Raw genomic sequence first — 14,427 nt, forward strand, 5'->3', positions numbered from 1 at the left:
TCCCGTCTGCCGCCGAGCGGAGCGTTCCACGAATTCGTCCATTCGCGGCATCCGCCTCATCCAGCGAAATGGCCGCGCCAACGCCGCCGTCGCCGCGCGCTCAGTCCGCCACGGCGGCCGCCGCCTTCAGTTCCTCGAAACTCGCGATACGTCCGGCCAGCGCACTGGCGGCCACCGTATAGGGGCTCGCCAGCCACACGCTGCCAGGCCCCGAACGCCCCGGGAAATTCCGGTTGATGGCGCTGATCGTGACCTGATCGGCCGATGTCGACTGCCCAGGCCCGCAATTCGCACACGCGCCACAACCGGGCATGATCAGCGTGGCGCCGACCGCCTCGAACGTGGCGAGATAGCCCTGCGCTTCGCAATAGGCGCGAACGTCCATCGTGCCGAACTGAAGGAACAGCCGGCGGCCGTCGGCCACGCGCAGCCCATTCGCCACGCCCCAGGCGAGCACGGCGTGATAGGCGTCGAAGTCGTCGCGCTTGCCCGCCGTGCACGAGCCGCCGTATGCGATATCGATGGCCACGGGCGAGGCGAGCTCGGCAAGCGCCACGCCGTTGCCCGGATCGCCCGGACGCGCCAGCATCGGTGTGAGAGACCTGGCATCGACACGGATCACATCGCGGTAGCGCGCGCCCTCGTCACTCGTCATCCACGGCTCGAGCGTGATATCGACGCCCCGACGGGTCTTGAGAAACGCCACGGTCTTTTCGTCGGGGGCAACGATCCCGGTGAAGCCGCCAAGCTCCGCGACCATGTTGGTCAGTGTGGCGCGCTCGTCAATCGACATCGCGCGCACCGCGCTTCCCGCGTACTCGAACACAACGCCGATGGCCTCGCCGCCGCGAATCGCATCGAGGCGCAGCAGGTGCAGCACCACGTCCTTGGCCGTGACACCGGCGGGCAGCTCACCGTCGATCTCGACGCGCAGCGTCTCAGGCACCTTGCAGCGCACGTAACCGGTAACCCAACTGTTGGCGACATCTGTCGCGCCCGCGCCGAAGGCCAGGCAACCCAGCGCGCCGGCGTGCGGCGTGTGCGAATCGGTGCCGATCACAATCTGTCCGGGCAGCGCGTAGCGCTCGGCCATCAGCGCATGACAAATGCCGTCCGCCCCATCAACGCCATCAGCGCCATCGACACCATCGGCACCACCGCCGCCTTGCCCCCCATCGCCCGCCGGCCCGCCCCGCGCCGCCCGTTCGCCATGCGCCAGCACGGGATATCGCGTCACGAAGTCGCGGTGGCCGCGCGTCAGATTGGCCACGCCCGGCAGCAATCCCTGCCTGACGTGCGGCACGCTTTGCCCGGCCAGCACCAGATGATCCTGAAACGCGATGATGCGCGCAGGATCGTGCAATGCCGCCGGTTCGCCGAAGGCACGGTGCATCAGATGCGCGCACATGCCGGTGAAGTAGTCGTGAGAGAAGCGCCAGTCCGCGCGCAGGAACACGCCGTCGCCGTGGGCGAGCCCGGGTGTCGACGGATGCAGCCGACGCGCCATGATCTTCTCGACGAGGGTTCGGGCGGGCCGATCGTCGGCATTCGCCTCGTCGTGCGAGTCGGTGGCGGGCGCCGGCCAGTCGGCAAACTTGCTGAACGCAAGCAGGCCGCCGCTGCGGATGATCTGTTGCGTGAGGGCGTCGCGCCCCTTGAGAAATTCGGTGATGGGGATCGGCTCGCCGGCGGCGATGCGATCGAGAACGCTGAAGTCGGTCGTGGTCAGAATGCCGATGTTGTCGCAGTTCTGCTGATAGATGCGCTCGAAGCTCTCGGCCACGATCAGGCGAATGCCGGCGCTGAGCTCGGCGAGCGGACTCGACTCGCGCGACGAGCCCTTGCCGTAGCGCTTGCCCGCGACCGTAACCTGAAAACCGCCGCGGCGCACGTCGTGCTCGCCGATGGGCATCTCGTTTCCCGCCTTGAAACCGACGTAGGGGTAGCGCCCGAGCCGCTCGTCATAAGTGAGCATGACGGTGACGGGCGTGATCTCGTCGGTCGAGACGTTGTCGCGCAGCCGCCCGGCCTCGACGCGGGCGAGGGACTCGCCCGCCAACTGTCGACGCACGATGGCAGGGTCGTCGGACAGAAACAGAATGCGACCGTCGAAACGAATGGTGTCTTCCATGCGGCAATTACCTCCGGAAGACAGCATAGCGGCCGGGCAGAGCGTCTGCCGTGCCGTCTCGGCAAGCCCGGCATGACAGATCGCGAAGTGTGGCGTGCGCCGGCGGGCGTCGTTATCCCTTGACGTTGGCCACGTCGCCGGCGCCCTGCCCCTGCGCGAGGAAATTCACCACCGCCGACGCGGTCGCACTCAACTGCTCGCGCGACGGGAACACGAGCCAGAGCTGTCGGTGCGCCCACTCATCGGTGAGCGGGCGCACGACCACGTCGAGCTTGCCGACGTACAACTGGCCGACCTGCTCGGGCGCGATGGCGATGCCCAGGCCCGCGTGTGCCATGCGGCACAGCGCATCGAGACTCGACACCCGGATCTTGATGCGCAACGACGCACCCGCCGCGCTCGCCTGTTGACGCAGCAACTGCGTGAGGGCGCTATTGCCCTGAAGCCCCACGAGCGTCTCTCCAACGCAGGCCGAGAACGGAATCTCGCCCGTACGCGCGGCCAGCGGATGCCCCACCGGCAGAATCACCGCCAGCCGGTCGCGACGGTACGGCACCATCGTGAATGCCTCGATACCTTCGACGGCGTTGCAGATACCCACATCCACCGCGCGCTCGGCCACACGCTGAAGCACTTCGTTGCTGTGCTGCTCGTCGAGCTCGACGTCCACGGCGGAAAACACCCGACCGAAGGCGGCGAGGTCTTCCGGCAGGAACTGCACGATGGCCGAAAGGTTCGCCGCAATGCGCACGCTCCCGCGCGCGCCCTCGTGGAATTGCGACAGCTCGGCCCCCAGGGATTCGATGGTCCCCAGGATACGTTCGGCGTAGCGGCGCACCGTCTCGCCCACCGGCGTGACGGTAATGCCACGCTGATGACGCTGAATCAAGGGCAGCCCGACGATCGCTTCGACGTCGGCGATGCGTCGGCTGATCGCCGAGGGCGCGATGAATTCTCGCTCGGCCGCGCGTGCCATGCTCCGCTCCTGGCAGACGGCCACGAAAAGGCGCAAAGAAGTGAGGTCAAGCTTGCGGAGAAGGTTTTCCATACCCGTCGTGCAACCCATCGGAAATGCCGGAAACGCCCGGCCGGCGCGGCTCCACGCGGAGCACGTCTTTTGCTGGACAAACAACGATTCGACGCCTATTATACGCATCGCGTACACAGCCCTGCCGACCCGACCATGAGTGCACAGCAGACTTTCCTGCGCGACGCGATGCGTCGCCTGAACATGACCCGCGACAGTTTCGCCGAGCGCATCGGCGTTCGCCGGCGCGCCCTCGACACCTGGCTGCTGCCTGAGGATTCGAGCGAATACCGCACGATGCCGAGCATCGTGGAGAAATTCGTGGGCGAAATCCTCGGCCGTGAAGCGCCCTCCGCGGAATCTACGCAAAGCGCACACAAGCCGCTACGCGAACGCATGGGCCTCGACGGCAAGCCGCACCTGATCTCAGTCGACCAGTTCTCGCGCGACTCGCTCGAAGAACTGTTTCACGTTGCCGACATCATGCAGCCGATCGCACGCCGCCAGAAGATCTCGCGCGTGCTCGAGGGGGCCGTGCTGGGCAATCTGTTCTTCGAGGCCAGCACCCGCACGCGGGTGAGCTTCGGCGCCGCCTTCTGCCGCCTGGGCGGCTCGGTGTGCGACACGACCGGCTTCACGTTCTCGTCGATGGCCAAGGGCGAATCGATCTACGACACGAGCCGCGTGATGAGCGGCTACGTCGACGCCCTCGTCGTACGGCACCCGGAAAAGGGGTCGGTCGCCGAATTCGCCCGCGCCACGAACATCCCCGTGATCAACGGCGGCGATGGCCCCGGCGAACACCCCAGCCAGGCGATTCTCGACCTGTACACGATCGGTCGCGAGTTTTCGCGTCTGGGCAAACTGGTCGACGGCGCGCATGTCGCCATGGTCGGCGATCTGCGTTATGGCCGCACGGTGCACTCGCTCATCAAGCTGCTCGCCCTGTACCGCGGCCTGAAGTTCACGCTGATCTCGCCGCCATCGCTGGAAATGCCGACGTACATTCTCGACCAGATCTCGCAGAACGGTCACGTGATCGTGCAGAGCAACTCGCTCGCCGACCTGACCGGAGCCGACGTCGTGTACGCGACGCGCATCCAGAAGGAGCGTTTCGCCGACGAGGCGATCGAGGGTTATACGCCCGACTTCCAGATCAACGAGGCGCTGATCAATCAGTACTGCGACGCCCGCACGATCATCATGCATCCGCTGCCGCGCGACAGCCGTCCGGGCGCGAACGACCTGTCGACCGACCTGAACCACGACCCGCGCCTGGCAATCTTCCGCCAGACGGACAACGGCATTCCGGTGCGCATGGCGATCTTCGCCGTGCTGCTCGGTGTGGACAAGCAGGTACAGCACAGCATGCGTGACGCCGCCTGGCGCGCACCGTCGCACATCGGTCCGGACGACGCCCTGTTCGACGCCATCGACTGAGCGACGAACGTGCCGCCCGCATGTCTCTGACGCTTCCGAGACGTGCTTCTGACACCGCTGAAAATGCGCTGCCCCCGAGGATTTTCCCGGGGGCAGCGTCGCTTTACGAGTAAAATTGCGTCCATCGCGAATATGTACGCTTTTTTGCTTTTCTGGAGGCCCTCATGCGGCGCAAGACCCTAACGCAATATCTCATCGAACAGCAGCGGGAATACAATAATATTCCTGCCGAGCTGCGCCTGTTGATCGAAGTCGTCGCGCGCGCGTGCAAGTCCATCAGCCATGCGGTGTCCAAGGGTGCGCTGGGCGGTGTGCTCGGCAGCGCTGGCAGCGAGAATGTGCAGGGCGAGGTTCAGAAGAAGCTCGACGTGATTTCCAACGAGATCATGCTCGAGGCCAACGAGTGGGGTGGCCACCTGGCGGCGATGGCATCCGAAGAGATGGAGGACGTCTTCCACATTCCGAACCGTTACCCGCAGGGCGAATACCTGTTGATGTTCGATCCGCTCGACGGCTCGTCCAACATTGACGTGAACGTGTCGATCGGCACGATCTTCTCGGTGTTGCGTTGCCCGGAAGGCGTGACGGATCCGACGGAGAAGGACTTCCTTCAGCCCGGCACGCAGCAGGTCGCCGCCGGTTATGCCGTGTACGGTCCACAGACGGTGCTGGTGCTCACGACGGGACATGGCGTGAACTGCTTCACGCTGGATCGCGAGATGGGTTCGTGGGTACTCACGCAGGAAGGCATGCGCATTCCGGAGGACACGAAGGAATTCGCCATCAACATGTCGAACGAGCGCCACTGGTACCCGCCGGTGCAGCGTTACATCGGCGAGTTGCTGCAAGGCAAGGAAGGCGTGCGCGGCAAGGACTTCAACATGCGTTGGATCGCGTCGATGGTGGCGGACGTGCATCGCATCCTGACGCGCGGCGGCGTGTTCATGTATCCGGCCGACAAGCGCGATCCGGACAAGCCGGGCAAGCTGCGCATCATGTATGAAGCGAACCCGATGAGCTTCCTGGTCGAGCAGGCGGGCGGTGCGGCGACGAACGGCTTGCAGCGCATTCTGGACATCCAGCCGCAAAAGTTGCACGAGCGCGTGGCGGTGTTCCTCGGTTCGAAGAACGAGGTCGAACGTGTCACCGGCTATCACCATGAAGCCGGGGCAAAGTAAGTCTCAGTGATGCGAGAGAGGTGGGAAGACGTCGCACGAAAATGTCGCGCAAAAATTTTCTCGACGGCGAAGCGCAGGATTTCTGAAATTTCAATGATTTACGCGTGACTCGCGCAGAGACAGCAAAAAATCTTTGAAAAAAGTCGTGACAATCACGGAAATTCTGCTATTATCTCACTTCTTCGCAGCGCCGGAGTAGCTCAGTCGGTAGAGCAGCTCATTCGTAATGAGAAGGTCGGGGGTTCGATTCCTCTCTCCGGCACCAGCGACTTCTTCAAGTCCCTGGTCATGCAAGCAAGACCGCAGTCCTCAGCAGTCATCAAAAAAGCCGCCCGAATTCGTCGCGCGGCTTTTTTGTTTTCTGCGTCCGGTTCGAATCGCCCGGGGTTCCCGGGTCATGCCTGCCGCCCCCATGTTCACCATCCCCGCGCCCGCGGCTTGCATTCCGATGCGGCGCGCGGGTCGCACCGATGCGGCCGTATCGCCTCACTGCCCTGCGTTACCCCGCGTATCGCGCGTTGCATCCACAGTGTCCATGATCTCGCCCGCGTTGTCATTTGCGCCGTCCTCGTCGGCGGCGGGCTGCGCCATCCATGCGTGGTAACCGGCCACGCCCATCTTGCGCATCAGCGCTTCGTTGCGCGCATAGATCGTCTCGGCTTCCGGAAACGCCTCCACGGCGCGGTCGATGCTCGACTCCCGCAGCAGGTGCAGAATCGGATATGGCGAGCGGTTCGTGTAGTTCTCCACGTCGTCCTGCGCGGTCCCTTCGAACTGATAGTCCGGATGGAAACTCGCGATCTGCAACTCGCCCTCCAGGCCCAGTTGCCTGAGCATGCGCTGCGCAAAGAACAGTGCGTCGTTGTACTCGTGGAAGTCGCGCAGTGCGGCGGGCACGATCAGCAGCGTGGTGTCGACCGCCTGCGGTTCCGACTCGGCCAACCATTGCAGTTCGCGCTCGAGATCAACCAGCGTCCCCTCCATGTCGCGCGCGTCGCTCACGACATAGCGAATCTGCTCCTTGACGTGAACCGCCTTTGCAAATGGGCAAAGGTTCAACCCGATCACCGCACGCGTGAGCCAGTGGCGCGTGGCGGCAATCACGGCGTCGTGGTCCGATGTCTGCGCAGACTGCGCGATCGAACCCGCAGCAGGGGAATTTTTCTCCGGCATATCAAAAACTGGCGATGAATCCTGAAGACGGCATTGTAAATCGCCGCGCGTCGCCTTCGGCAAGGCCGCGTCCGATAGCTCCGCGGCACGAATGCCAAAACACGCACGCGCCTTGTGCGCAACCATGCGCTTTTCCCACCACCGTTCACCTTCACACCATGCCAGGCACACCTCCCGTCGCCTCCGCCGCTCACAGCACGAGCAGTCCGGTCACTCGCCCCGCCATCGAATCCGAGCGACGGGGGTATTACCGGGACACCGCACCTCTGGCCACTCAGTCGCTGCGAGAAGTCCTCCAGGCCCACTTTCACCGCGAATTTCGCCCGCAGGACATCTGGAACACGCTGGTCAACACGCGCTCCTACGCAGGCCGCGAACTACACGACCTCTGCGAAGCCGCGTGCCCGAACGGCCCGCTTTTCCTCGAAATGGTGACGCTGCTGATGATGCCGGAAGCCGAACGCTCGATCGATCGACTGTCCGACGCCGGCGTCTTCCTGATACCGACACGCGACCTGTCCCCGAGCCGCGATGCCAGCGCCCTGCTGCGCAGCGACAAAGGCCTCATGCTCTGGCTGCGATATGCGGCGACGCCCACCGGCTATCTGAACCTGTTCGACGCCTCCGACATCTTCGGCAAACCGGACGACGAAAACGCCGAACGTATCGACCACGTCCTCCAGGTGATGGTCGCCTGCGGCCGCGACAGAACCGACGCGCGCCCCTCGAGCATGACGCGCACAGTGCCGGACAACCCGCTCGTCCACCTGTGCAGCCAGATCGCCCCGCAATGGCTCAGGCGTCTTCTGGAAATCGGCGCCAGTCCCAATCAGACCAACCGCCACGGCATGCCGCTCACCGTCATCGCCATGCGTGCACAGGCACTGCGCCTGCATTGCGCTGGAGAGGATCCCTTGCATCCGCATGTGTCGCTGAGCCAACTCGCCCGCTTGCTCAGACATTACGGCGGCGACCTGATGCAACCCAACCGGCACGGCGCACCCGCAGGCGTGATGCTCACGATGCTCGGACTGTGCGGCGCCGTCGAAGCCTTGCTCCTGGCCGGCGCGGATCCGAACACCCCTGATCGCCACGGCAATACGTTCATGCACCATCTGGGCGTCATCGCCCGTGCGCGCGACACCGCCGCGAAGCGCGACAACGCCAACCTCGCCCTTTACAGCCTTGCCGTGGCGGCGCGACACCACGGCGACCTGGCGCGCAAGAACCTCGCGGGCCACGCCCCCTTGTCCTGGATGCCCGACGCCCAGGGCACGCCGCCCGCCATCAGTCCCGAATTCCTCGAGGCCGTGCGCAAGACAGCATTGCGCCGCATCGGCGGTCCCGCCCTGTGACCGCGGCCGGTCACCGGCCCCCTGTCCACGCCGCCCCCCAGGCATCGACACGACGAGCGGCGGCACGCGCCGCAAACGGCTTCTCCTTGCACCGACGCACCATGCCACACGACCTACGCGCGACGAATTCCACCGTACCGCCCCTGCCTTCGACATCGTCGTCCACCCCACTGAGACCCCTCCAACCCAAACCGGTGAACCTGACGGAACTGTCCTTGCCCCAGTTGCTTGCCGCCATGCGACGTGGCCATTGCGCCGCGCAAGCAGTGCGCGACCTGCTGCTGCGCGCGGACTCCGCGGCGGGCCGTGAACTGCGCGATGCCTGCCGAATGAGGGACATCGAGGCGTGCGAGGCCCTCGTCTTCTCCATGGCATCGCTGCTGGGCACACCGGCGAAGGACCGAACGCTCGCGCAACTCGACGAGTGCGGAATTTTCGTCACGCCATCGCGCCGCCTCCACTTGCGCCGCGACGAAGCCGACCTGCTGCTCAGCGACCAGGGGCTGCTCCTCTGGCTCCAATACGCCGCGTCGCCCAGCGCCTACCCGAGCGTGTTCATCGACACGATCATGAACGAATGCATCACGGTCGGCATGACCGGAATGAGCGTGACGCCCGAGGCGAGCGCAACCGACTCACGATTGGGTACGGCGCTGCGCGTGCTCGTCGCCTGTGGTCGCGACACGACCAACGATGTTGCGGCCTCGGAGATGCCCGGTCACTTCCATCCTCCGCTGTCGCATCTGTGCAGCGTGGTCGCGCCGGAGTGGTTGCCACGTCTGCTGGCGTTCGGCGCGGATGCCAATCAGCGCGCGGCTTCCGGCGTGCCGCTGCTCGCCGCCGCCATGGCTGCCGAGGCCGAGCGCCTGCACCACAGCGGACACCATCCGCTGATCCTTCACGAATCGCTCTACCGCCTGGGCGCCTTGCTTCTGTCGAACGGCGCCCTCGCGTCGCAACCGGCGCCCACGGCTTCGCCGCCGGCAATGCTGCTCGCCCTGAACGGCTATTGCGCCGCCGCGGAGGCCGTGCTGTCGCTCGGCGAGACGTGCAACGTCGAGAACCACGACGGCAATACCCTGATGCACCACCTGGCCGCTGCCACCCAGCACACGGCGCACTCGTTCGCTGCCTTCTTTCTTTTCACGGTCGCCCTTCGCTACGGCGGCGATCCGGGCCACGCCAATCATGCCGGTGCCACGCCCATCGCCCTGTTGTCGAGCAGCCTCGTCAAATACGTCCGCCTCTACCAGGCGATGCTCTCGCAGGCGCGAGAGCGCGCCCGCCATCTGATACTCACAGGCGACGCGCCGACGGCGTCGGACACCGACGCTCGCCTGTCACCGCTGACCGTCGCCATGCAGCGCGAAGCAAAGCGCCTGTGCGATGCCGGGCACGATCCGCTGCTGCCGCACGCGTCGCTGTTCCAGACGGCCAGAGCACTGCTACGTCCAGGCGCCGACCGGGAGGCCGTCCACCGGGAATGCACGTTGCCCATCGTTTGGCTCGGCCGGCACGGCTACTGCGGCGCCGCCGAAGTCCTGCTCTCGTTGCATCCGGACGCCGGCAACGCGCCCGACGATGAAGGCAACACCCTGATGCACTACCTCGCCGGGTCGACGCGCGCGGCAGGCGACCCGACCCACGCCGATTACCTGCTCAATGTCGCCATGCGGTACGGTGCCGATCCGAACCGCGCGAACCGGGCGGGCACCACGCCGCTGGCCATGCTCGGCGGCGAACGCGCGCGGTTCGTGCGCGCCACCCACGCGTTTGTCGCCGAAACTCAACGCCGCGCCCAATGGACGATTGCCCATCGTCGCCAGCGCGCCGCGCCTGCGGTGCGCGGTGCGGGCGCCGCTGCCCCACCGATGCGACATTCCGCCGCATCCCAATAATATGCATTTGATTTGCATCTTATAATCACTTCGCCGGGCCCCGATGTTGTCGTTGTGAGTTGAGCTGTGAGCCCTGGGGTACCGGCGACCGAATGCCGCACCGTGCCACTACCTCGCCAGACGCCTGGCACGATGCCAACGAAACACGCACACGTGCGACCAAAAAGATGCATATGAATTGCATCTTATATATCCAGGAGTCTTGCCATGCTTTCCGCAGCTTCCCGCCCTTACATCGACGCCAGCGTTCCCGTTCTGCGCGAGCACGGTCTTGCGATCACGCGCCACTTCTACGCGAGCATGTTCGACGCCCACCCCGAGCTGCGCAATCTGTTCAACATGGGCAATCAGGCCAGCGGGGCACAGCAGCAATCGCTCGCCTCGGCGGTGTTCGCCTATGCGGCCAACATCGATAACGCCGCGGCGCTCGGGCCGGTGCTGGAGCGCATCGTGCACAAGCATGTCTCCGTGGGCATTACGCCGTCGCACTATCCGATCGTCGGTCGCCACCTGCTCGGCGCCATCAAGGACGTGCTCGGCGAGGCCGCCACGCCCGAACTCATCGCCGCCTGGGATGAAGCCTACTGGCTGCTCGCCGGGGAGCTGATCGCCGCCGAGGCGCGTCTGTCGGAGCGCACCCATGCGCCGCTGGGCACGCTGCGCGAACTGATCGTGGCCGATGTGGACCGAGAGACGGACCACGTCGTCTCGTATTACCTGCGTACGCCCGAGGGCGGCTCCCCGGGCGACTTCGTACCGGGCCAATACGTGAGCGTGTCGGTCACGTTGCCGGACGGGCTGGTTCAGCGCCGCCAGTACAGCTTGTCGGACGCGCCGGGCGCCCCGCACTGGCGCATCACCGTCAAGCGTGAAGACGCCGACGCCGCGAGGCCGGCCGGCCAGGTGTCGAACTGGTTGCACGCCCATCTGAAGGCTGGCGATCGCATCATGGTCAGCCCGCCTTACGGCGAATTCACCCCCCGTCTCGACGTCGATCGTCCGCTCGTGCTGCTCAGCGCCGGCGTCGGCATCACGCCGATGATGTCGATGCTCGCGGCACTCGCGGCCAAGGGCTCGCGGCGCGACATCGTGTTCGCTCACGCCGCCCGCAATGGTTCGCATATGGCGCTGCGCCGTCACATCGCATACGCGGCGAAGCAATTGCCGCACCTGCGCGTGATCACGTTCTTCGAAACGCCGCAGGACACCGAGCGCGAAGGCGTCGACTTCACCCATGCCGGGCGCATGGACGTCGCTCACCTGTCGCTGCCCGCCAATGCCGATTACCTGCTGTGCGGTCCGGTACCGTTCATGCAGACACAATGGCGTGCCCTGCGAGATGCCGGGGTGCCGGCCGAACGCCTGCATCGCGAGGTCTTCGGCCCGGACGCGCTCGACCATCTGCTGTAAGCCGTCGCCGCACGGTCATTGCCGCCAACGACAAGGCCCCCGTGGGGGCCTTGTGTCGTTTCGGGCATTCGGCGCGGGTCGCGCCGGTACCATCGCCTCAATCGATCAACGCACCGGCGGCATCGTAGAAGGGATGCGCGCCCCCCGCGTCGTCGACGAAGGCGAGGTGCGACACCAGTCCCGTCGACGGCGTGAAACGATGCAATTGGAACGCCGGGGGATCGAGCACCCACGCGGACGGGCCGCCGTCGCGCAGATCGAGCGCGACCTGATGCGCGGGCGAAGGGCACACGCTGGCAATCGTGCCCGCGAAACGCGTGTGAATGGGACGGTGCACGTGCCCGCAGATCACGCGCTCGACGTTGTCGAACCGGCGCACCACGGCGGCAAGCTTCGCGGCGTCGGCCGCGTCGAGCGACTGCACGTCCATGTGCTCGATGCCGCACACGAACGGCGGGTGGTGCATCGCGATGACCGTCGGCGTTTGGGTATCTCCGGCCAGAGTCGCCTCCAGCCATTGCAGTCGAGCATCGCACAGCCTGCCGCCGCCGTTGGGCGGATCCTGGGTATCGAGCGCCACGAGCCGCATCGGGCCGAACGTCGCAGCGTACTGCACGAACTCCCCGGGATTGCCCAGATACGTGTGCTCCGGAAACACTTCCCGCAGCGCATCGCGTCCATCGTGATTGCCGATGACGAGGTAGTACGGAATCTCCAGCGGCGCGAGCAGGCTGCGCAGGTGTTCATACTCCTCGCGCGCGCCGAAATCGACGAGATCGCCGGTGAGCACCACGAAGTCCGGGCGTGGCGCGAGCGTATTGAGCCGTGCCACGCAACGCGTCAGATAGGCGGCGGTATCGACACGCCGATAGGCGAGTTTGCCGGGACGTTTGATGTGAAGGTCGCTGATTTGCGCGAACAGCATGAGCGGTTTATCCGTGAAGCGAGAAGACATGAGCGGCGGGCAACGACAGGCCCACCCGGTCGCCGACGCGGCATTCGCGACGGCTCGAGACTTCGACCAGCACCGCGCCGGCCGACGACACACCGCTGAGCGTGAGGCGCGTGCGGTCGCCGAGGAACTGCACTTCGTCGATGCAGCCGACGAGCGAGGCCTCGCCCGCGGGCACGACGATGGCATCCTCAGGCCGGAAGTAAAGCTCTTGCACGTCGGCTCGTACGTCCGGACAGGCCAGGCGGCCGCCCTCGAGATGGAAATGCCCGTCGCGCCACACGCCGGCCAGACGATTGAGCGTACCGACGAAGTTGGCCACATGCCGCGACGACGGGTGATAGTAGATGTCGCGCGGCGCACCGATCTGCTCGATGCGCCCGGCACTCATCACCACGATGCGATCGCCCAGCGCCATCGCCTCGTCCTGATCGTGCGTCACGTACACCGTCGTCACCCCGAGCCCGCGCAGCAGACGATCCATGTCGGCACGCACGGTCTCGCGCAGCTTGGCGTCGAGCGCCGTGAGCGGCTCGTCGAGCAGCAGCACGCGCGGCTCCGGTGCGAGCGCACGCGCCAGGGCCACACGCTGCTTCTGGCCGCCCGAGAGCTGCGCGATGGCGCGCTCGGCGAACGGTGTGAGGTGCACGAGTTCGAGCAATTCGTTCACGCGCTTGTCGATCTGCGCCGACGGCAGGCCGCGCAGCTTGAGCCCGTACGCCACGTTGCCGCGCACGCTGAAGTTCGGAAACAGCGCATAGTTCTGGAACACCATGCCCACACGCCGCTTCTCGATCGGCAGGCGTGTGACGTCCTCGTCGCCGAAAAGCACGCGGCCTCCCGCGTCGGGGCGCTCGAGCCCGGCGATCATGCGCAGTGTCGTGGTCTTGCCGCAGCCGGACGGCCCGAGCAGGACCAGCGTCTCGCCCGCACCGATGGTCAGGTCCAGCGGCTGGAGCACGGTGTTGCCGTTGAACGTCTTGGCACAACGTTCCAGATGAATGGGGATGGAAGTCAGTTTCATCGTCATGTCCTTGGCGTTCGGTTCAGGTGCGACCGCGCGCCGAATTTTTCCCGTTGGTGGCCTTCGCGCGCTGCGCCGTCATCTGCATCACGACGAGCAGGGGCACGATCAGCACGAAGAACACCGCCGTATAGGCGCTGCCGATCTCCAGTCGCAGCGACGCGTAGGCGTCCGCGAGGCCGACCGGCAATGTCTTGGTGTCCGGGGTGTGCAGCATCCAGGTGAGGTTGAATTCGCCCAGCGAGAGCGTGATCACGATGAGCGCCGCGGCCACGATCTCGCTGCGGATGTTGGGCAGGACCACGGTGGTGAAGCGTCGCAGGAAACTCGCCCCGAGACTGGCCGCGCCCTCCTCCATCAGCTTGATGCGCGAGTCGGCGCACGCCGCGGCCACGGCGCGCACCATGAACGGCAGCGTAAAGATCACGTGGCCCACCACGATGAACGCCAGGCTCTCGCGAAAACCGCGCATGCCGCCATACACGCTGATCAGCGCCAGCGCGCTCGCCAGGCCGGGCAGCGCAATGGGCAGCGTGAGCAGTTCCTCGATCCATCGCGCCACGCGGCTCTTCCAGCGCGCGAGCACATAGCCGGCGGGCACGCCGAGCAGCGTCACCAGCAGCAGCGTGCTCAGCCCGACGTACAGCGAATTCAGAATGGCGTCGTGATAATCCTGCCAGACCTGGATCACCCATCGGAGCGTGAGTCCGGCCGACGGCCCGCGGAAGTAATTCACCGACAACCCGGCGAGAATCGACATACCCACGGGAATCAGCAGGAACGCGCACATCAGCAGCGTGAGCGTGAGCTGAAGTACGAAGAGCATTTTCTTGAGCATC

The 14,427-nt window shown here is 65.6% G+C and carries 11 protein-coding genes and 1 tRNA gene; 6 read left to right on the forward strand and 6 right to left on the reverse strand.

The annotated features are described in order from the left end of the window. Positions 1-100: 100 nt before the first annotated feature. Both PMO31116_RS10205 and PMO31116_RS10210 read right to left on the reverse strand, forming a co-directional pair. Positions 101-2,131, reverse strand: a complete 2,031-nt coding sequence (locus PMO31116_RS10205) for an aconitase family protein (RefSeq protein ID WP_150566626.1) — start codon at positions 2,129-2,131, stop codon at positions 101-103. Positions 2,132-2,243: 112 nt separating this feature from the next. Beyond that, positions 2,244-3,197: a LysR substrate-binding domain-containing protein gene (locus PMO31116_RS10210; RefSeq protein WP_484555849.1), complete on the reverse strand. Its 954-nt coding sequence runs from the start codon at positions 3,195-3,197 to the stop codon at positions 2,244-2,246. A gap of 117 nt (positions 3,198-3,314) precedes the next feature. On the opposite strand from PMO31116_RS10210, the gene PMO31116_RS10215 reads away from it, so the two are divergent. The 3 genes from PMO31116_RS10215 to PMO31116_RS10225 all read left to right on the forward strand — a co-directional run bounded on the left by PMO31116_RS10215 (position 3,315) and on the right by PMO31116_RS10225 (position 6,041). Further along, positions 3,315-4,598, forward strand: a complete 1,284-nt coding sequence (locus tag PMO31116_RS10215) for an aspartate carbamoyltransferase (RefSeq protein WP_023871850.1) — start codon at positions 3,315-3,317, stop codon at positions 4,596-4,598. Between the two features lie 164 nt (positions 4,599-4,762). Continuing rightward, positions 4,763-5,776: a class 1 fructose-bisphosphatase gene (locus PMO31116_RS10220; protein ID WP_150566628.1), complete on the forward strand. Its 1,014-nt coding sequence runs from the start codon at positions 4,763-4,765 to the stop codon at positions 5,774-5,776. Positions 5,777-5,965: 189 nt separating this feature from the next. Beyond that, positions 5,966-6,041 (forward strand) — tRNA-Thr (locus tag PMO31116_RS10225). Positions 6,042-6,262: 221 nt separating this feature from the next. On the opposite strand, the gene PMO31116_RS10230 is transcribed toward PMO31116_RS10225, so the two are convergent. Then, positions 6,263-6,949, reverse strand: coding sequence for a DUF1415 domain-containing protein (locus PMO31116_RS10230; RefSeq protein WP_150566629.1), 687 nt, complete (start codon positions 6,947-6,949; stop codon positions 6,263-6,265). 158 nt (positions 6,950-7,107) lie between these two features. Between PMO31116_RS10230 and PMO31116_RS10235 the strand changes: the two genes are divergently transcribed. The 3 genes from PMO31116_RS10235 (at position 7,108) to hmpA (ending at position 11,612) form a co-directional block, all read left to right on the forward strand. Beyond that, complete coding sequence (locus tag PMO31116_RS10235) at positions 7,108-8,304, forward strand: ankyrin repeat domain-containing protein (RefSeq protein ID WP_150566630.1); 1,197 nt, start codon at positions 7,108-7,110, stop codon at positions 8,302-8,304. 215 nt (positions 8,305-8,519) lie between these two features. Further along, the gene (locus PMO31116_RS10240; RefSeq protein ID WP_150566631.1) at positions 8,520-10,202 is read left to right on the forward strand and encodes an ankyrin repeat domain-containing protein; all 1,683 of its coding nucleotides are present in this window, start codon (positions 8,520-8,522) and stop codon (positions 10,200-10,202) included. Positions 10,203-10,409: 207 nt separating this feature from the next. Next, entirely contained in the window at positions 10,410-11,612 is a 1,203-nt protein-coding gene (hmpA, locus tag PMO31116_RS10245) for an NO-inducible flavohemoprotein (RefSeq protein ID WP_150566632.1), read from the forward strand. A 97-nt stretch (positions 11,613-11,709) separates the two neighbouring features. Here the strand turns inward: hmpA and PMO31116_RS10250 are convergent, their stop codons facing one another. From PMO31116_RS10250 to PMO31116_RS10260, 3 genes are read right to left on the reverse strand one after another with little or no spacing between them, the layout of a single operon-like run. Continuing rightward, a complete protein-coding gene (locus PMO31116_RS10250; protein WP_150566633.1) occupies positions 11,710-12,537 on the reverse strand; it encodes a phosphodiesterase in 828 nt (275 codons plus the stop codon). 7 nt (positions 12,538-12,544) lie between these two features. Beyond that, positions 12,545-13,588 carry an ABC transporter ATP-binding protein gene (locus PMO31116_RS10255; RefSeq protein WP_150566634.1) on the reverse strand — a complete coding sequence of 348 codons (1,044 nt, stop codon included), beginning with the start codon at positions 13,586-13,588 and terminating at the stop codon, positions 12,545-12,547. A 22-nt stretch (positions 13,589-13,610) separates the two neighbouring features. After that, positions 13,611-14,426 (reverse strand): ABC transporter permease, encoded by an 816-nt coding sequence (locus PMO31116_RS10260; RefSeq protein WP_150566635.1) that lies wholly within the window; start codon positions 14,424-14,426, stop codon positions 13,611-13,613. Position 14,427 lies beyond the last annotated feature (1 nt).

It is taken from the genome of Pandoraea morbifera, from assembly GCF_902459575.1.
In the GTDB taxonomy this organism is placed as follows: domain Bacteria; phylum Pseudomonadota; class Gammaproteobacteria; order Burkholderiales; family Burkholderiaceae; genus Pandoraea; species Pandoraea morbifera.